The organism is Streptomyces olivochromogenes (assembly GCF_021538895.1).
GTDB classification, from domain to species: domain Bacteria; phylum Actinomycetota; class Actinomycetes; order Streptomycetales; family Streptomycetaceae; genus Streptomyces; species Streptomyces olivochromogenes_A.
In genome coordinates this window covers 36,204-51,828 of sequence record NZ_JADDRL010000052.1, presented here as the reverse complement: position 1 = coordinate 51,828, position 15,625 = coordinate 36,204, and the positions used below count along the sequence as shown (strand labels likewise).

At 71.5% G+C, this 15,625-nt stretch carries 16 protein-coding genes and 2 tRNA genes; 11 read left to right on the top strand and 7 right to left on the bottom strand.

The window, feature by feature from the left end; all coding sequences use genetic code 11:
• Positions 1–33: 33 nt before the first annotated feature.
• From IPZ69_RS25360 to IPZ69_RS25350, 3 genes are all read left to right on the top strand, one after another.
• Positions 34–107: transfer RNA gene (locus IPZ69_RS25360), tRNA-Met, on the top strand.
• Between the two features lie 204 nt (positions 108–311).
• Positions 312–2,309 carry a tetratricopeptide repeat protein gene (locus IPZ69_RS25355; RefSeq protein ID WP_235456746.1) on the top strand — a complete coding sequence of 666 codons (1,998 nt, stop codon included), beginning with the start codon at positions 312–314 and terminating at the stop codon, positions 2,307–2,309.
• A gap of 89 nt (positions 2,310–2,398) precedes the next feature.
• Positions 2,399–2,472, top strand: a tRNA-Met gene (locus IPZ69_RS25350).
• 143 nt (positions 2,473–2,615) lie between these two features.
• Here the strand turns inward: IPZ69_RS25350 and IPZ69_RS25345 are convergent.
• Positions 2,616–3,032 (bottom strand): Fur family transcriptional regulator, encoded by a 417-nt coding sequence (locus IPZ69_RS25345; protein WP_235456744.1) that lies wholly within the window; start codon positions 3,030–3,032, stop codon positions 2,616–2,618.
• A gap of 126 nt (positions 3,033–3,158) precedes the next feature.
• On the opposite strand from IPZ69_RS25345, the gene IPZ69_RS25340 reads away from it, so the two are divergent.
• Positions 3,159–4,628, top strand: coding sequence for a catalase (locus IPZ69_RS25340; protein ID WP_235456743.1), 1,470 nt, complete (start codon positions 3,159–3,161; stop codon positions 4,626–4,628).
• Between the two features lie 69 nt (positions 4,629–4,697).
• Here IPZ69_RS25340 and IPZ69_RS25335 read toward each other — a convergent pair whose 3' ends face one another.
• Entirely contained in the window at positions 4,698–5,090 is a 393-nt protein-coding gene (locus IPZ69_RS25335) for a CBS domain-containing protein (RefSeq protein ID WP_235456742.1), read from the bottom strand.
• Between the two features lie 322 nt (positions 5,091–5,412).
• On the opposite strand from IPZ69_RS25335, the gene IPZ69_RS25330 reads away from it, so the two are divergent.
• The gene (locus IPZ69_RS25330; RefSeq protein ID WP_235456740.1) at positions 5,413–5,952 is read left to right on the top strand and encodes a hypothetical protein; all 540 of its coding nucleotides are present in this window, start codon (positions 5,413–5,415) and stop codon (positions 5,950–5,952) included.
• Between the two features lie 506 nt (positions 5,953–6,458).
• Positions 6,459–7,349, top strand: a complete 891-nt coding sequence (snpA, locus tag IPZ69_RS25325) for a snapalysin (protein ID WP_308407543.1) — start codon at positions 6,459–6,461, stop codon at positions 7,347–7,349.
• Between the two features lie 60 nt (positions 7,350–7,409).
• On the opposite strand, the gene hisN is transcribed toward snpA, so the two are convergent.
• Positions 7,410–8,210: a histidinol-phosphatase gene (hisN, locus tag IPZ69_RS25320; protein ID WP_235456739.1), complete on the bottom strand. Its 801-nt coding sequence runs from the start codon at positions 8,208–8,210 to the stop codon at positions 7,410–7,412.
• A gap of 209 nt (positions 8,211–8,419) precedes the next feature.
• Between hisN and IPZ69_RS25315 the strand changes: the two genes are divergently transcribed.
• Positions 8,420–9,028: a TetR/AcrR family transcriptional regulator gene (locus IPZ69_RS25315; protein ID WP_235456738.1), complete on the top strand. Its 609-nt coding sequence runs from the start codon at positions 8,420–8,422 to the stop codon at positions 9,026–9,028.
• Between the two features lie 95 nt (positions 9,029–9,123).
• Here the strand turns inward: IPZ69_RS25315 and IPZ69_RS25310 are convergent, their stop codons facing one another.
• The 4 genes from IPZ69_RS25310 to IPZ69_RS25295 form a co-directional block, all read right to left on the bottom strand.
• Positions 9,124–9,447: a DMT family transporter gene (locus IPZ69_RS25310; protein ID WP_235456735.1), complete on the bottom strand. Its 324-nt coding sequence runs from the start codon at positions 9,445–9,447 to the stop codon at positions 9,124–9,126.
• A gap of 102 nt (positions 9,448–9,549) precedes the next feature.
• Positions 9,550–10,566, bottom strand: coding sequence for a ribosome small subunit-dependent GTPase A (gene rsgA, locus IPZ69_RS25305; RefSeq protein ID WP_235456733.1), 1,017 nt, complete (start codon positions 10,564–10,566; stop codon positions 9,550–9,552).
• Between the two features lie 11 nt (positions 10,567–10,577).
• Positions 10,578–11,918 (bottom strand): 3-phosphoshikimate 1-carboxyvinyltransferase, encoded by a 1,341-nt coding sequence (gene aroA / locus IPZ69_RS25300; protein ID WP_235456731.1) that lies wholly within the window; start codon positions 11,916–11,918, stop codon positions 10,578–10,580.
• 95 nt (positions 11,919–12,013) lie between these two features.
• Positions 12,014–12,736, bottom strand: coding sequence for a M50 family metallopeptidase (locus IPZ69_RS25295; RefSeq protein WP_235456729.1), 723 nt, complete (start codon positions 12,734–12,736; stop codon positions 12,014–12,016).
• 103 nt (positions 12,737–12,839) lie between these two features.
• On the opposite strand from IPZ69_RS25295, the gene IPZ69_RS25290 reads away from it, so the two are divergent.
• The 4 genes from IPZ69_RS25290 (at position 12,840) to rsrA (ending at position 15,564) form a co-directional block, all read left to right on the top strand.
• Positions 12,840–13,655: an SOS response-associated peptidase gene (locus tag IPZ69_RS25290; protein WP_235456727.1), complete on the top strand. Its 816-nt coding sequence runs from the start codon at positions 12,840–12,842 to the stop codon at positions 13,653–13,655.
• Positions 13,656–13,671: 16 nt separating this feature from the next.
• The gene (locus tag IPZ69_RS25285; RefSeq protein ID WP_235456762.1) at positions 13,672–14,313 is read left to right on the top strand and encodes an alpha/beta hydrolase family protein; all 642 of its coding nucleotides are present in this window, start codon (positions 13,672–13,674) and stop codon (positions 14,311–14,313) included.
• Positions 14,314–14,569: 256 nt separating this feature from the next.
• Complete coding sequence (sigR, locus tag IPZ69_RS25280) at positions 14,570–15,253, top strand: RNA polymerase sigma factor SigR (protein WP_235456725.1); 684 nt, start codon at positions 14,570–14,572, stop codon at positions 15,251–15,253.
• A complete protein-coding gene (rsrA, locus tag IPZ69_RS25275; protein WP_235456723.1) occupies positions 15,250–15,564 on the top strand; it encodes a mycothiol system anti-sigma-R factor in 315 nt (104 codons plus the stop codon). Before sigR ends, rsrA begins: the two co-directional genes overlap by 4 nt.
• The last annotated feature ends 61 nt before the right edge of the window (positions 15,565–15,625 follow it).

Genomic DNA, 15,625 nt, shown 5'->3' with positions numbered 1-15,625 from the left:
ACTCCGTGCCGTGATACGGTTGCACAACAACGGCGCGGGGTGGAGCAGCTCGGTAGCTCGCTGGGCTCATAACCCAGAGGTCGCAGGTTCAAATCCTGTCCCCGCTACTGCAATCGAAGGCCCGGATCCTCAGGGATCCGGGCCTTCGTGGTGTGCGAACGCATGTGCCGGTGTGCGGTCCCGCCGTGCCGCCGTGGGGAGTTGGGGGATGTGTGTTTGACTTGTCTCTCTGTGGGCATGTCGACAAAACGCTGAAGTGACCTCCCGGGCTGCGGTATACCGGGTGTACCGAGGTTGCAGGTGGTGCGACGATGGACGTTATGGGGGACAAGGCAACTCTGTTGGAGACAGGGCGTTTTGCGCAGCATGCCGACTTTGTGCAGTCGGCCGAACTCGTGCAGGCCGCTGAGCTCGTGCAGTCCGCGGACCTTGTACAGACCGCCGGACTCGTGCGGTCCACAGACCTTGAGCAGACAGGGGACTTCGGGCCGGGCGTCGACCTCGCGCGGACCGGGGACTTCGAGCGGGGCACCGACCTCGCGCAGTCCGCGGACCTGGTGCCGGCCTCCGGCCGGGACGAGGCCGGCGAGGCGGCCGAGGAGGCGCGTCAGCGGCTCGCCGCGGAAACCGGCGACGTCGAGGCGATGAGCGTCCTCGGGGCCATGCTGCTGCGCCGCGGCGACCTCGACGGAGCCGAGCCCCCGCTGCGCGGAGCCACGGCCGCCGGTGACCGTGCGGCCGCCAACAACCTCGGCGTCCTCCTGCACCAGCGCGGCTACCCGGAGGAGGCCGCCGGATGGTGGCGGATCGCCGCGGTCGCCGGTTCCGCGGCCGCCGCGCACGCGCTGGGCCGCCACCACCGCGAGCGTGGGGACGAGCCCGCCGCCGAGTACTGGCTGCGCCAGTCCGCCGAACAGGGACACGTGCTGGGTGCCTACGCGCTCGCCGACCTGCTGGAGCACCGCGGGGAGGTCGGCGCCGGCCAGTGGATGCGGGCCGCCGCCGAGCGGGGGCACCGGGAGGCGGCGTACCGGCTGGCGCGCGCGCTCGACCGCAAGGCCGCGTGCGAGGACGAGGCCGGGTCTGACAACGCTGTCGAAGAGGCCGAGCAGTGGTACCGGCAGGCCGCCGCGCGCGGACACCGGCGGGCCGCGCTGCACCTCGGGGCGATCCTGGAGAAGCGCGGTGAGCTCAAGGAGGCCGGGCGCTGGTACCTGACCTCCGCCAAGGACGGGGAGGCCCGGGCCGCCTGCGCGCTCGGCTTCCTGCTGCGCGACGCCGGGGACACCGAGAGCGCCGCCGTGTGGTGGCTGCGGGCCGCCCAGGACGGCGACGGCAACGCGGCCAACGCGCTCGGCGCGCTGCACGCCGAGCGCGGGGAGACGCAGACCGCCGAGCGGTGGTACCGGGCGGCGATGGACGCCGGGGACGACAACGGCGCGTACAACCTCGGGCTGCTCTGCGCCGAGCAGGGGCGGACCGGGCCGGCCGAGCAGTGGTACCGGCGCGCGGCCTACGCCGGGCACCGCGAGGCCGCGAACGCGCTCGCGATCCTGCTGCTGCAGGGCGGCGACACGACCGGGGCCGAGCCGTGGTTCTCCAAGGCGGCGGAGGCGGGCAGCGTGGACGCGGCCTTCAACCTGGGGATCCTGTACGCCGGACGGGACACCGACGAGGACGCCACGGCCGCGCTGCGGTGGTACGAGCGGGCGGCCTCCGCCGGTCACACGGAGGCGGCGCTGCAGGTCGGCATCGCGCGGCTGCGCGAGGGCGACGAGCAGGAGGCCGAACGGCATCTGCGGTGTGCAGCGGGCGGCGGCAGCGCCGAGGCCGCGTACCGGCTGGCCGCCGTGCTGGACGCGCGGCGCCCCGCCGTCTCCGAGCACGAGCTGGGCGAGTCGGCGCACGAGAAGACCGAGTGCGAGGAGTGGTACGAGCGGGCCGCGTCCCAGGGGCATCGCCGGGCGCAGGTCCGGGTCGGGATGCTGGCCGCCGCGCGCGGCGACGTGGTGGAGGCGGCGCGGTGGTACCGGGCTGCCGCCGAGGCCGGGTCGCGCAACGGCGCGTTCAACCTCGGACTGCTGCTGGCCCGGGAGGGGAGCGAGCCGGAGGCGGCCGTGTGGTGGACGCGGGCGGCCGACGCGGGGCATGGACGGGCGGCGCTCCGGCTGGCTCTCGTCTACGCGCGTCGTGGCGAGCTGGCGGAGGGCAAGCGCTGGGCCGACCGCGCGGTGTCCCTGGGGCCGGCGGAGGTCTCGGAGCGGGCGGCGCGGCTGCGGGACGCGCTGCGGGAGGAGCTGTCCGCCTAGGCGGACCCCCGGCCGGGAGGCCTGCCGGGGGCGCTCCCACAAGCGATTTGCTTCCCCGCGCGTCCTTCACGTAATGTTGCGTTCACCGACGCGGGGTGGAGCAGCTCGGTAGCTCGCTGGGCTCATAACCCAGAGGTCGCAGGTTCAAATCCTGTCCCCGCTACTGAAGACCAGGGCCGGAATCCAGAAATGGGTTCCGGCCCTGGTCGTTGTGCGCCCCGTGCGTCGTGCGTTCTGCGCGGATGGCCGTACGCAGCACAAAGCCCCGGCGCCGTGTCCGGCGGCCGGGGCTGAGCAGGCTTTCCGCTACGCGCTCGCGCAGTCCGGGCAGAGCCCGCGGTACGTCATCTCCACGTCCGAGACCGTGAAGCCGAAGCGCTCCGAGTCGGGCAGGTCGGCGAGCGGGTTGCCGATCGGGCGGACGTCGCGGATCGCGCCGCACCGGGCGCACACCAGGTGGTGGTGCGGGCGGTGGGCGTTCGGGTCGTACCGCTTGGCGCGTTTGTCCGTGCTGACTTCGAGCACCTCGCCGAGGGAGACCAGCTCACCGAGCGTGTTGTAGACGGTCGCCCGGGAGATCTCGGGCAGCTTGGCGACGGCCCGCGCGTGGACCTCGTCGGCCGTCAGGTGGACGTGCTCGCCGTCGAGGACCTCGGCCACGACGCGCCGCTGCGCGGTCATCCGCCATCCACGTCCGCGCAGCCGTTCCAGAAGGTCACTCATGCGGTCAAGCCTAACAGCAAGGAGACCATTTTCCGAATGGGTGTGACTTTAGATCTCTGCTTGACTTGGACTAAGTCCAATATAGGATCGAGGCTGACTTTGGCGTAGCGACAGGAGTGCTCGGAAATGCCCCAGGAGGCGCACGTGACGCAGGGACCGCTCACCACGGAGGCCGGTGCTCCGGTGGCCGACAACCAGAACAGCGAGACCGCGGGCGTCGGCGGGCCGGTGCTCGTCCAGGACCAGCTGCTGCTGGAGAAGCTCGCCCACTTCAACCGCGAGCGCATCCCGGAGCGCGTGGTGCACGCGCGCGGCGCCGGCGCCTACGGCACCTTCACGGTCACCGCGGACGTCACTCCGTACACCCGCGCGGCGTTCCTCTCCGAGGTCGGCAAGCAGACGGAGACGTTTCTGCGCTTCTCGACCGTGGCCGGCAACCTGGGTGCCGCGGACGCCGTCCGCGACCCGCGCGGCTTCGCGCTGAAGTTCTACACCGAGGAGGGCAATTACGACCTCGTCGGCAACAACACCCCGGTGTTCTTCATCAAGGACGCCATCAAGTTCCCGGACTTCATCCACACCCAGAAGCGCGACCCGTACACGGGCTCGCAGGAGGCGGACAACGTCTGGGACTTCTGGGGGCTGTCGCCCGAGGCCACGCACCAGGTGACCTGGCTGTTCGGCGACCGCGGCATCCCGGCGTCGTACCGCCACATGAACGGCTACGGCTCGCACACCTACCAGTGGAGCAACGAGGTCGGCGAGCTCTTCTGGGTGAAGTACCACTTCAAGACCGACCAGAGCATCAAGAACCTCACCCAGGAGGAGGCCGGCAGGCTCGCCGGTGAGGACCCCGACTCGCACCAGCGTGACCTGCGCGAGGCGATCGAGCGCGGTGAGTTCCCGACCTGGACCGTGCAGGTGCAGATCATGCCGGCGGCGGACGCGGCGACGTACCGCTTCAACCCGTTCGACCTCACCAAGGTGTGGCCGCACGAGGACTACCCGCCGATCGAGATCGGCAGGCTGGAGCTCAACCGCAACCCGCGGAACATCTTCGCCGAGGTCGAGCAGTCGATCTTCTCCCCGGCGCACTTCGTGCCCGGCATCGGCCCCTCGCCCGACAAGATGCTCCAGGGCCGCTTGTTCGCCTACGGCGACGCCCACCGCTACCGGGTCGGCATCAACGCCGACCACCTGCCGGTGAACCGGCCGCACGCCACCGAGGCGCGCACCAACTCGCGGGACGGCTTCCTGTACGACGGCCGCCACGAGGGCGCGAAGAACTACGAACCGAACAGCTTCGGCGGCCCGTTCCAGACGGACCGTCCGCTGTGGCAGTCGACCGCGGTGACCGGTGACACGGGCAACCACCCGGCGCCGGTGCACGCCGAGGACGACGACTTCGTGCAGGCTGGCAACCTCTACCGGCTGATGTCCGAGGACGAGAAGGAGCGGCTGATCGCCAACCTGGCGGGCTTCATCGCCAAGGTCTCGCGCGACGACATCGCCGAGCGCGCGATCGCCAACTTCCGTCAGGCGGACGGTGACTTCGGCAAGCGGCTGGAGGCCTCGGTCCAGGCCCTGCGCGGCTGACAGGCTGGCAGTGGACCGCTTGCCGCGGTCGGGGGGCCGGTCCCTTCGGGGGCCGGCCCGTCGGCATGCTCAGGCGGGTACCTGCTGCCGGGCCGGTGCCCAGCAGCGGATGATGTCGCGCACCGAGACGATCCCTACGGGCTCGCCGCGGTCGAGAACGATCAGATGCCGGAAGCCGCCGTGCGCCATGGCGCGGGCCGCCTCCTCCAGGGTCCAGGTCGGGGCGGCGAACACGACGTCGTTGGTGGTGTGGGCGTGGGTGCGTTCCGTGTCCGGACTCTGGCCGAGCCCAACGGAGTTGAGGATGTCGCGTTCGGTGAGGATGCCGATGCCGCCGGCGTCCGGGTCGAGAACGACCGCGGCGCCGACACGGCGGGCGGACATCAGGGCGGCGGCTTGGCGGAGGGTGTGTGCGGGGCCGATGGTGAGGACCACCGTGCTCATGGCGTCGCGGACGAGCATGGGACGGGCCACCTCCTCTTGAATCCGTGGGGCTAGTTCACGGATTCACAAATTCACAAGTGGGGGTCCTTTTAGAGTGGCAGGTAAAGCACAGGTCAACAAGAGGGCGCGCGTGGCCGACTGAGGGCGTACGCGATCACCCCGTGCTGCTCAGTGGCGCTGGTATGGAACCGGCGCACCAGGGGGTGCGGTGTTGTTCCGCGTCCCACTGGGCTCGCCCGGCTTCCAGGAGCAGGTGGATGGACAGCATCTCCCTGCTCCGCCATGCTGCCTTGGCGGTGACGGGCCGGCGCCGGCCGCGTCGTGGGAGGGGCGGGGATCGATGGAGCAGTCGCGGGTCGAGGCCGGGCCGCCGGAGAGCGTCCGTTACCGGTTGACGCGCCGCCAAGGCCTGCTGTCCGTGTTGCCCGCCGCCGTCGTCATGCCCTTCCAGGTCTTGCTCTGGCTGGACGGCGGACCGATCGGTCCCCTGTGCGTCTCGCTGCTCACGTGGGGTGTGCTGGTGCCCATGGGGCTGATCGTCTCGCGGCCCTTCGGGGTCACTCTCACGCCGTCGGCGGCCGTCGTGCACAACCTCCGCCGCAGGACCATCCCGTGGTCGAACGTCCAGGGCATCCGGATCGAGTCTCTCTTCGGAAGCCGGACTGTCGCGATCTACGAGGCGGGCGGCCGCCGTACCCGCCTGCGGGCGCCGATCACCGGGTTCCTCACCTGGGACCGCGGCTTTGAGGAGAAGTTCCACACCATCGGCAGGTGGTGGCTGGATCACCGGGGCCCGGACTGGGCTCCTGTGCCGCCGCCGGGGGCGTGGTGGGGCGGCCCACTGGCGCCCGACGGGAACCCTTACGCCCCTCCCGCGTAGTCGGCAGCTGATCTACGCACCCACCGGGCGGCGGAGTTCCGATGACCGGGGCGGCCGCGGGGGTTCTGGACGCTGGGCGCGAAAGGGGCGGAAGCTCACGTTCTATGACGTCGGTCACAGCACTTCACCAAATAACCGGCGCACTTAGTAGACGCGGCATGGCAGACATCTAAGGATATGTCCGTCTTGGCCCGGATGTGGATCCCGGCGTGCGTCCCGGGATTCCGCCCGGCCGGCCCGCACGCCCTTTGCCCCGTGGGGCAAGGCTTCTGACGCCGCGACAGATTTCCCTCCTGTCGCCACGTGCGGACCGGAGACCCGTGTACCGCCCCGGCGAGGTCCCGGGACCTACGAGGCGACGTAGTGGCGGGACCCCTTTGCGCTCCCTGTCGAGCCGTTCTAAGAATGTCGACCCACAGGACGTCGCCGCAGTTCGGAACCGGTGTTCAAGCGGATTCGACCCCACACCGGGCCTGGCGTCACCGAGTGAGTAGGAGCCCCCCCACATGAAGTCGTCCCGAACGTCCGCGAGACTCCTCGCCCTCGCCCTCGGTCTGACCTCCGGCGCGCTGGGCGCGGCGGTGCCGGCGAGCGCCCAGCCGGCCGCCCAGGCGGCCGCCACCCCGTCCGCTGCCGCCGGTACCTCCGTGGCACGGTACGGCGGGTCGGCCGAGGAGGCCGCGAACAACAAGGCGTTCTTCGAGGCCGTGCTCAAGTCGGTCGCCGCGAAGCGCGCCGCCCAGCCGAACGCGCAGGCGGTGACCATCCACTACAACGCCTCCCGGGCGCCGAGCTTCCGTTCGCAGATAGCGAGCGCGGCCTCGATCTGGAACAGCTCCGAGACCAACGTCAAGCTCCAGGAGGCGTCGAGCGGTGCCGACTTCTCCTACGTCGAGGGCAATGACTCGCGCGGGTCCTACGCCTCCACCAACGGCCACGGAAGCGGCTACGTCTTCATCGACTACAGCCAGAGCCGGCAGTACGACTCGATCCGCGTCGTCACCCACGAGACCGGGCACGTGCTGGGCCTGTCGGACGACTACAGCGGGCCGTGCAGTGAGCTGATGTCGGGCGGCGGCGCCGGCCCGTCCTGCACCAACCGCTACCCGAACGCCGCCGAGCGCTCGCGTGTCGACCAGCTGTGGGCCGGCGGATCCGCGCAGGCCCCGGGCACGGCGAACCAGCCCGCCGGCCGGCCGAGCTCCACACCGTCGATACCGACCGGGGGTCCGGGCACGGTGAATCAGCCCGCCGGCGACCCGAACGCCGCACCGCGGGTACGGATCGTGGTGCCGGGCCAGGGTCCGTGGAATCCGCTCCACAGCACGCCCTGGAGCAGACTGCGTTCCCAGGCGGGAAGCGGCTTGCTGTCGGGGATGGCCTCAGCCACAGGCTGATGACGGTCGTCCGAGCACTCTCGCGGGCGGGCCGACCCGTGGGTCGGCCCGCCTGTTGCGTCAGTAGCGCTGGTTGAGATACCCCAGCAGCTCGTCGTGCAGCAGGCCGTTCGAGGCTGCCGCGTTGCCGCTGTGCGGGCCCGGGCGGCCGTCGAGGCCGGTGAAGGTGCCGCCGGCCTCCGTGACGATGATGGCGGTCGCGGCCATGTCCCACAGGGACAGCTCGGGTTCGGCGCAGAGATCCACCGAGCCCTCGGCGACCATCATGTACGGCCAGAAGTCGCCGTACGCGCGCGTGCGCCACACCTCGCGGGTCAGGTCGAGGAAGCCGTTCAGGCGGCCCTGCTCCTCCCAGCCGGACAGCGAGGAGTACGCGAACGAGGCGTCCGACAGCCGGGAGACGCGGGAGGCGTGGATACGGGTCGCGGAGGTCAGGCTGCGGCCCGTGAACGCGCCGTGTCCCTTCGCGGCCCACCAACGGCGGCTCAGCGCCGGGGCCGAGACCACGCCCACGACGGGCTGGTAGCCGCCCTCGCCCGCCTCCATCAGGGAGATGAGGGTCGCCCACACGGGGACGCCGCGTACGTAGTTCTTGGTGCCGTCGATCGGGTCGATCACCCAGCGGCGCGGGCCCGTGCCCTGGATGCCGAACTCCTCGCCCAGGACCGCGTCCCGGGGCCGGGCGCGCTGGAGCTGGCCGCGGATGAGTTCCTCGGCGGCCTTGTCCGCTTCGCTCACCGGGGTCATGTCCGGCTTCGTCTCGACCTTCAGGTCGAGCGCCTTGAAGCGGGCCGTCGTGGCGGCGTCGGCCGCGTCCGCGAGGACGTGGGCGAGGCGGAGGTCGTCGAGGTAGTCGGCCATGCAACGAACGGTATCCGGCGAGGTCGGTACGGGGCTACAGGGGGCCGAGGGGTGGAAACACCGGCGGCGCCCCGTGTCGTGGGGGCGTGGCCCCCCGGGGTCGTCGGCTCGTGGCGGCCGAAAGGCGCCCCCGCGTGCCTTCGCGAACCCTTGACAGTGCATTCATGCGCGTCAAATCTGGGCGCAGAGCCGCTCGCCCGAGGGAGGCGATGATGCCTGCAGCGCGGGAATCCCTATTGGACGCCGCCTTTACGGCGCTCGCGCGTCGGCCGTGGTCCACCGTGCGGATGGTGGACGTGGCCGCGGCGGCCGGGGTGTCCCGGCAGACGTTGTACAACGAGTTCGGCAGCAAGGAGGGCCTGGCCAGGGCGCTGGTCAGGAGGGAGGCCGACAGGTATCTCGCCGGCGTGGAGAGGGCGCTGACCGCCCATGCCGAGCCGCGCGACCGGCTCACGGCCACCGCCGAGTGGACCACTTCGGCCGCCCGCGAGAACGACCTGGTCCGCGCCATGCTCACCGGCTGCTGGAGCGAGCGCCTGCCCTCGCCGACGCTCGCCGCCGTGCCCTCCTCCTCCGCCGTACCGGCACAGCGCCGGGCGGACGGCCCGCTGCCGTCGCCCGGCGACTTCGTGCAGATCGTGCGGGACCGGGCGGTGATCGCCCTCGGCGGGCCCGGCGTCTCCCACGCCGACGGCACTGAGCTCGCCCGGTCCTGCGAACTCGCCGTACGGCTGGCCCTGTCCTGCGTGGCCGCCCCGCCGGCGGAGGGCGGGGTCGCCGAGCTGGTGCGCTGCGCCCTGTACCGGCAGCTGGTCTGAACGGGCTTCAGGTCGCGCGCGATGCTCGAAGTGGCCGATCCGGGCGCCGACTTCGGACGGCGGCGGGCGTCGACGGATGCCGGCGGCAAGGCGCGCTACTGCGACGACCCCGACAACTGCAGCCCGATGATCCCCACGATCACCAAGCTGATCGAGACGATCTTCAGCGTGGACACCACGTCGCCGAGGAAGGCCATGCCGTAGATCGCGGTGCCCGTCGCGCCGATGCCGGTCCACACCGCGTAGGCGGGGCCGACGTCGAGCTTGCGCAGGGAGAGGGTCAGCAGACCGAAGCTGCCCAGGGCGAACGCGCAGAAGGCGACGGTCGGCCAGAGCCGGGTGAAGCCGTGCGACAGTTTCAGGGAGACGGCGAAGCCGGTTTCGAGCAACCCGGCCACGATCACCAGCAGCCACGCCATGTGCTGTCCTCCCGTAAGTCTGGCTGGGTGCGATTATGCACTTACCGGACTCACGTGAACACAAACAACGCGGTGGTCACAGGCGTACGAACAGTGCGGTGCTCAGTCGCCGTCCTTGCGTTCCCGCGTCGCCAGCAGCCGGCGCAGCGAGTGCAGCCGCGCCGGGTCCGCGTGCCCCTCGGCCACCCATGCGTCCAGCGCGCAGTCCGGCTCGTCGTGGCTGCACGCGCGCGGGCAGCCCTCCGTGCCGGGCTCCAGGTCGGGGAAGGCGTGGATGACCCGGGACGGGTCGACGTGCGCGAGGCCGAAGGACCGTACACCCGGGGTGTCGACGACCCAGCCGTCCCCGTCCCCGTCGCCGAGCGGCAGCGCGAGCGCGGACGTGGTCGTGTGGCGGCCGCGGCCCGTCACCGCGTTGACGTGTCCCGTCGTACGCCGCCGGTCCTTCGGGACCAGCGCGTTGACCAGCGTCGTCTTGCCCACGCCCGAGTGGCCCACGAAGGCGGTGACCCGGCCGTCGAGGTGGTCGCGCACCCGGTCGGCCGCGCCGCCGTTCTCCAGCTCCTCACGGCTGGTGACGACGTACGGGATGTCGAGGTCGCCGTACAGCTCCAGCAGCTTGTCCGGCGGGGCCAGGTCCGACTTGGTCATGACCAGGAGCGGGTCCAGGCCGCCGTCGTACGCCGCGACCAGACAGCGGTCGATCAGCCGGGGGCGGGGCTCCGGGTCGGCCAGGGCGGTGACGATGGCCAGCTGGTCGGCGTTGGCGACGACCACGCGCTCGAACGGATCGTCGTCGTCGGCGGTCCGGCGCAGCACCGAGGTGCGCTGCTCGATGCGCACGATGCGGGCGAGGGTGTCCTTCTTGCCGGACAGATCGCCGACGAGGGCGACCCGGTCGCCGACCACCGCCGCCTTGCGGCCCAGCTCGCGGGCCTTCATCGCCAGGATCGTGCGGTCCTCGACGAGGCAGGTCAGACGGCCCCGGTCGACGGTGAGGACCATGCCCTCGGCGGCGTCCTCGTGCTTGGGCCGGATGTTCGTCCGCGGCCGGTTGCCCTTGCGGTTGGGACGGGTGCGGATGTCGTCCTCGTCGGTGTGCTTGCCGTAGCGGCGCATGGCGGAAGTCCCTACGCCCCGAGCATCCCGGTCCACAGCTCGGGGAAGTCCGGCAGGGTCTTCGCCGTCGTCGCCACGTTCTCGATCAGTACTCCCTCGACCGCCAGGCCGATGATCGCTCCGGCCGTCGCCATGCGGTGGTCCTCGTAGGTGTGGAAGGTCCCGCCGTGCAGCGGGCGCGGGCGGATGTGCAGGCCGTCGGCGGTCTCGGTGACGTCGCCGCCCAGCTCGTTGATCTCCTTGGTGAGCGCGGCCAGCCGGTCCGTCTCGTGCAGCCGCAGATGGGCCACGCCCCGCAGGGTCGAGGGGGAGTCCGCGAGGGCGGCGACCGCCGCGATGCCCGGGGTCAGCTCGCCGACGTCACCGAGGTCCACGTCGATGCCGTGCACGGCGCCGGAGCCGGTGAACACCAGGCCGTAATCGGTCAGTTCGCAGGAACCGCCCATCTCGGTGAAGATCTCGCGCAGCCGGTCACCCGGCTGGGTGGTCCTGGCCGGCCAGTCCGGGATCAGCACCTTGCCGCCGGTCACCAGGGCCGCCGCCAGGAACGGCTGGGCGTTCGACAGGTCCGGCTCGACGGTCAGGTCGCGGCCGAGCAGGGCGCCCGGCGTGACCCGCCAGACGTTCGGCTCGCCGCCCGACTCCGGGGTGTCGACCTGGGCGCCGACCGCGCGCAGCATGTCCACCGTCATCCGGATGTGCGGCATCGAGGGCAGCGAGGCGCCGATGTGACGGACCTCGACGCCCTGGTTGAAGCGCGGGCCGGACAGCAGCAGCGCCGACACGAACTGGGACGAGGACGAGGCGTCGATCGACACCGGGCCGCCGTCCAGCGCACCGCCGCCGTGCACGGTCAGCGGCAGCGCGCCCCGGCCGTCGTCGTCGATCCGGGCGCCGAGCACGCGCAGCGCGTCGATCACGCCGTTCAGGGGACGCTCGTACGACCTGGGGTCGCCGTCGAAGCGGACCGGGCCGTCGGCCAGCGCGGCGACCGGCGGCAGGAAGCGCATGACCGTGCCGGCGTTGCCGACGTCGACCGTGGCCGGGCCCTGCAGGCCCGCGGGGAGGATGCGCCAGGCCTCGCCCGAGCCGTTCGGGGCGCTCGCGGCGGAAGAGCTGGAGGACACGGTCTCCTCGATGCCGACACCCATGGCACGCAGGGCGCCCGCCATCAGCAGCGTGTCGCGGGAGCGCAGCGGGCGGCGCAGCCAGCCGGGCTCGGAGGCGAGGGCGGCGAGCACCAGCGCGCGGTTGGTGACCGACTTGGACCCGGGCACGTGGACCGTCGCGTCGACGGCTCCGCTCGCGTGCGGGGCGGGCCAAAGGGCGGTGTGTGCATCGTTCGGGGCCATGGCCCCACTTTAGTGGGCGGCCGTCCCCCGGGTGCTGCTGCGTCGTGGCTGGTCGCGCCCGCACGGCGGAGCCGCGGAGAGCGACTGCCGCGTCCTCACACGCCCAGCAGCCAGCTGCCCCCGCCCATCAGGGCGCACAGCGACACCGTGTGGAACAGGAACAGCCACAGGCCCGCCGGGACATGGGTGAGGCGGGACAGCTGGTCCGCGTCCGAGTCGCCGGCGCCGCCGCGGGCCCGCTTCGCCTGGAGTTCGAAGGCCGGGCGCACGCCGCCGAGCAGCAGGAACCACACCACCGCGTAGGCGAAGGCGGCCTGCACCTGGGATCCGGCCAGCCAGGACACCAGCAGGAAGGTGCCGCCGGAGACGATCACGGTCAGCGCCCCGTAGGCGTTGCGGATCATGACGAGCATCGCGACCAGCAGCGCCGTCGCCGCCCACAGGAGCAGGGTGATGTGCCCGGCGGCCAGCAGCGCGGCACCGCCCAGGCCCAGCAGCGGGGGAGCGGTGTAGCCGGCGGCCGCCGTGAGGATCATGCCCAGGCCGGTCGGCTTGCCCCGGCTGACCGTGAGGCCGCTGGTGTCGGAGTGCAGGCGTATGCCCGTCAGCTGCCGGCCGGTGAGCAGCGCCACCAGTCCGTGGCCGCCCTCGTGGGCGATGGTGATGGCGTTGCGGGAGACGCGCCACGCGCTGTAGGGGACGACCACGGCGAGCGCGGCGGCGAAGGTGGCGATCACGACCCACAGGTCGGGGTCGGACTGGGTGCCGACGAGCCGGTCCCAGAGGTCGGGCAGCGCGGTGGCGGCGGTGCTGTCCATGTGTGCTGTGGCTCCCTCTGGTGGGTTTGAACGGGGCCGGCGCGGAGGGCCGTCGTTGAGGGGTGGTGGTCGGGCGACGGGTGAGCCTGGCAGTGTGGCACGTATGTGCGGACGGTATGCATCGAGTCGTAGGCCCGAGGATCTCGCAGGAGTCTTCGAGATCGAGAAGTGGGAACCCGAAGAGACCTTGGAGCCCGACTACAACGTGGCTCCGACCAAGGAGGTCTACGCGGTCCTCGACCGTGCTGTGAAGGACGCCGACGATCCCCGGCCGGTTCGTCAGCTGCGCAGGCTCAAGTGGGGGCTGGTCCCCTCCTGGGCCAAGACCCCCGAGGGCGGCGCCCGGATGATCAACGCGCGCGCGGAGACCGTGCACGAGAAGCCGTCCTACCGCCGCGCCTTCGCCGCTCGGCGCTGCATCGTCCCCGCCGACGGCTACTACGAGTGGGTCACCGGCACCCAGGAGCGGGAGCTGGAGGTCGAGGGCAAGAAGAAGCGGCCGCGCAAGCAGCCGTACTTCGTGCTGCCGGCGGACGGCTCGGTCTTCGCGATGGCCGGTCTGTACGAGTTCTGGCGGGACCGGACCCTGCCCGACGAGCACCCGCAGGCCTGGTGGGTGACCTGCTCGGTGATCACCACGGAGGCGGAGCAGACCCCGCTGGCCGTGTCGCCCGCCGAGGGCCCGCACACCCTCGCCGAGATCCACCCCCGCATGCCCCTGATGCTCACCCCGGACCGCTGGGACGCCTGGCTGGACCCGGCCCGCACGGACGTCGAGGACCTGCGGTCGCTGCTGGCACCGCCGCCGCCCGGTCTCCTGCGCGCCTACCCGGTCTCCACGTCCGTCAGCAACGTCCGCAACAACGGCCCGGAGCTGCTGAAGGAGCTGGAGGCACCGGAAGCGGGCACACTCTTCTGACGTGACGAACGAGATCATGGGCTCCGACGGGACCACCGAGACCATCGCGACGGACGCGGGGGAGGCCCGCGTCACCTGGCACCCGGCGGAGCGGGCGCGGCTCGTGCTGGCCGTGAGCCACGGCGCCGGGGGCGGCATCGAGGCGCGGGACCTCCAGGCGCTCGCCCGGGTCCTTCCGGGCCGGGGAGTGACCGTCGCCCTCGTGGAGCAGCCCTGGCGGGTGGCCGGGAAGAAGGTCGCGCCTGCCCCGAAGACCCTAGACGTCGGCTGGCGCGGGATCTGGCCGGCGCTCGCCGGGCCCGGGCTGCCGGTGATCTCCGGGGGGCGCAGTGCCGGCGCCCGGGTCGCCTGTCGTACGGCGACCGGGCTCCGCGCGCACGCCGTACTCGCCCTGAGCTTCCCCCTGCACCCGCCGGGCCGGCCCGAGAAGTCCCGCGCCGAGGAACTGCTCGGCGCCGGGGTGCCCACGCTCGTCGTCCAGGGCGCGAACGATCCGTTCGGCAAGCCGGAGGAGTTCCCCGTGGGCGCGTACGAGCTGGTCGAGGTGCCGTACGGCGATCACGGCCTCGCGGTGCCCAAGCGCGCGGAGATCACCCAGGAGCAGGCGCTGGAGGTCGTGACCGACGCGGTCGTGAAGTGGTGCGCGTCACTCGGGTGACCCTCGGGAATGAGACGACCCGCACCACTGTTGTGGCGGACAGAAGTGCTGAACCACCAGCACCGACGTCGTAGGAGAGGGAGTCCGCCGCATGGGTTCGACCATCTGCCCGAGCCACGGCAGCCGCACCGACCTGGACTGGACGGTGCTGCACGCGGCCAAGACCGCTCCTATTCGAGCGGCGGCAGGCACGGGTCGTGTTCTATCCTCCGAAACGAGTGGGACCGGTTTCGGTCCTGCCCGGGATCTTGAGGAGGTGGGTCCGGTCACTGGGACCGACGCAGGGACCGACAACGGCCAGGCGGAGCAGCCCGAGGGCCAGGGCGTGAGTGCGGAGTCGTCGTCGGAGCGCAGTGCGCGCTTCGAGCGGGACGCGCTCGAATTCCTCGACCAGATGTACTCGGCCGCGCTGCGCATGACGCGCAATCCGGCCGATGCCGAGGATCTGGTGCAGGAGACGTACGCCAAGGCGTACGCGTCCTTCCACCAGTTCCGCGAGGGCACGAATCTCAAGGCGTGGCTGTACCGGATCCTCACGAACACGTTCATCAACTCGTACCGCAAGAAGCAGCGCGAACCCCAGCGCAGCGCGGCCGAGGAGATCGAGGACTGGCAGCTCGCCCGTGCCGAGTCGCACATGTCGACTGGTCTGCGCTCCGCCGAGTCGCAGGCGCTCGACCACCTGCCCGACTCGGACGTGAAGGAAGCGCTGCAGGCGATCCCCGAGGAATTCCGCATCGCCGTCTATCTCGCCGACGTAGAGGGCTTTGCGTACAAGGAGATCGCGGACATCATGGGGACACCCATCGGTACGGTGATGTCCCGGCTGCACCGGGGCCGCCGTCAACTGCGCGGCATGCTGGAGGACTACGCGCGTGAGCGCGGCCTGGTCCCGGCGGGCGCCGGAGAGTCGAACGAAGCGAAAGGCTCGGGCTCATGAGCTGCGGAGAGCCGCACGAGACGGACTGCAGTGAGGTCCTCGATCATCTCTACGAGTTCCTCGACAGTGAGATGCCGGACGTCGATCGCGACAAGTTCAAGCAGCACTTCCAGGAGTGCTCGCCGTGCCTGGAGAAGTACGGCCTGGAAGAGGCCGTGAAGAAGCTGGTCAAGCGGTGCTGCGGTCATGACGACGTACCGACCGACCTGCGTGCCAAGGTCCTGGGGCGGCTCGACCTGATCCGCTCCGGGCAGGCCGTGCCCGACCACGACGTGACGGCCGCGGCGCCGGTCACGCCGCAGGAGTCCTGACTCCCGGGTCATCACCCGAACGTGCTAATCCGCGGGTCATAAGCCCGCGGACCCCCCGATT

Bases quoted from the DNA above. Each gene is read 5' to 3' on its own strand.
- IPZ69_RS25340 (WP_235456743.1), top strand. From the start codon at position 3,159: ATGCCCCAGGAGGCGCACGTGACGCAGGGACCGCTCACCACGGAGGCC.
- rsgA (WP_235456733.1), bottom strand. From the start codon at position 10,566: ATGCGCCGCTACGGCAAGCACACCGACGAGGACGACATCCGCACCCGT.
- snpA (WP_308407543.1), top strand. From the start codon at position 6,459: ATGAAGTCGTCCCGAACGTCCGCGAGACTCCTCGCCCTCGCCCTCGGT.
- IPZ69_RS25345 (WP_235456744.1), bottom strand. From the start codon at position 3,032: ATGAGTGACCTTCTGGAACGGCTGCGCGGACGTGGATGGCGGATGACC.
- IPZ69_RS25355 (WP_235456746.1), top strand. From the start codon at position 312: ATGGACGTTATGGGGGACAAGGCAACTCTGTTGGAGACAGGGCGTTTT.
- IPZ69_RS25290 (WP_235456727.1), top strand. From the start codon at position 12,840: ATGTGCGGACGGTATGCATCGAGTCGTAGGCCCGAGGATCTCGCAGGA.
- IPZ69_RS25310 (WP_235456735.1), bottom strand. From the start codon at position 9,447: ATGGCGTGGCTGCTGGTGATCGTGGCCGGGTTGCTCGAAACCGGCTTC.
- IPZ69_RS25335 (WP_235456742.1), bottom strand. From the start codon at position 5,090: ATGCTCGTCCGCGACGCCATGAGCACGGTGGTCCTCACCATCGGCCCC.
- IPZ69_RS25295 (WP_235456729.1), bottom strand. From the start codon at position 12,736: ATGGACAGCACCGCCGCCACCGCGCTGCCCGACCTCTGGGACCGGCTC.
- IPZ69_RS25330 (WP_235456740.1), top strand. From the start codon at position 5,413: ATGGAGCAGTCGCGGGTCGAGGCCGGGCCGCCGGAGAGCGTCCGTTAC.
- IPZ69_RS25315 (WP_235456738.1), top strand. From the start codon at position 8,420: ATGATGCCTGCAGCGCGGGAATCCCTATTGGACGCCGCCTTTACGGCG.
- IPZ69_RS25285 (WP_235456762.1), top strand. From the start codon at position 13,672: ATGGGCTCCGACGGGACCACCGAGACCATCGCGACGGACGCGGGGGAG.
- hisN (WP_235456739.1), bottom strand. From the start codon at position 8,210: ATGGCCGACTACCTCGACGACCTCCGCCTCGCCCACGTCCTCGCGGAC.
- aroA (WP_235456731.1), bottom strand. From the start codon at position 11,918: ATGGCCCCGAACGATGCACACACCGCCCTTTGGCCCGCCCCGCACGCG.
- rsrA (WP_235456723.1), top strand. From the start codon at position 15,250: ATGAGCTGCGGAGAGCCGCACGAGACGGACTGCAGTGAGGTCCTCGAT.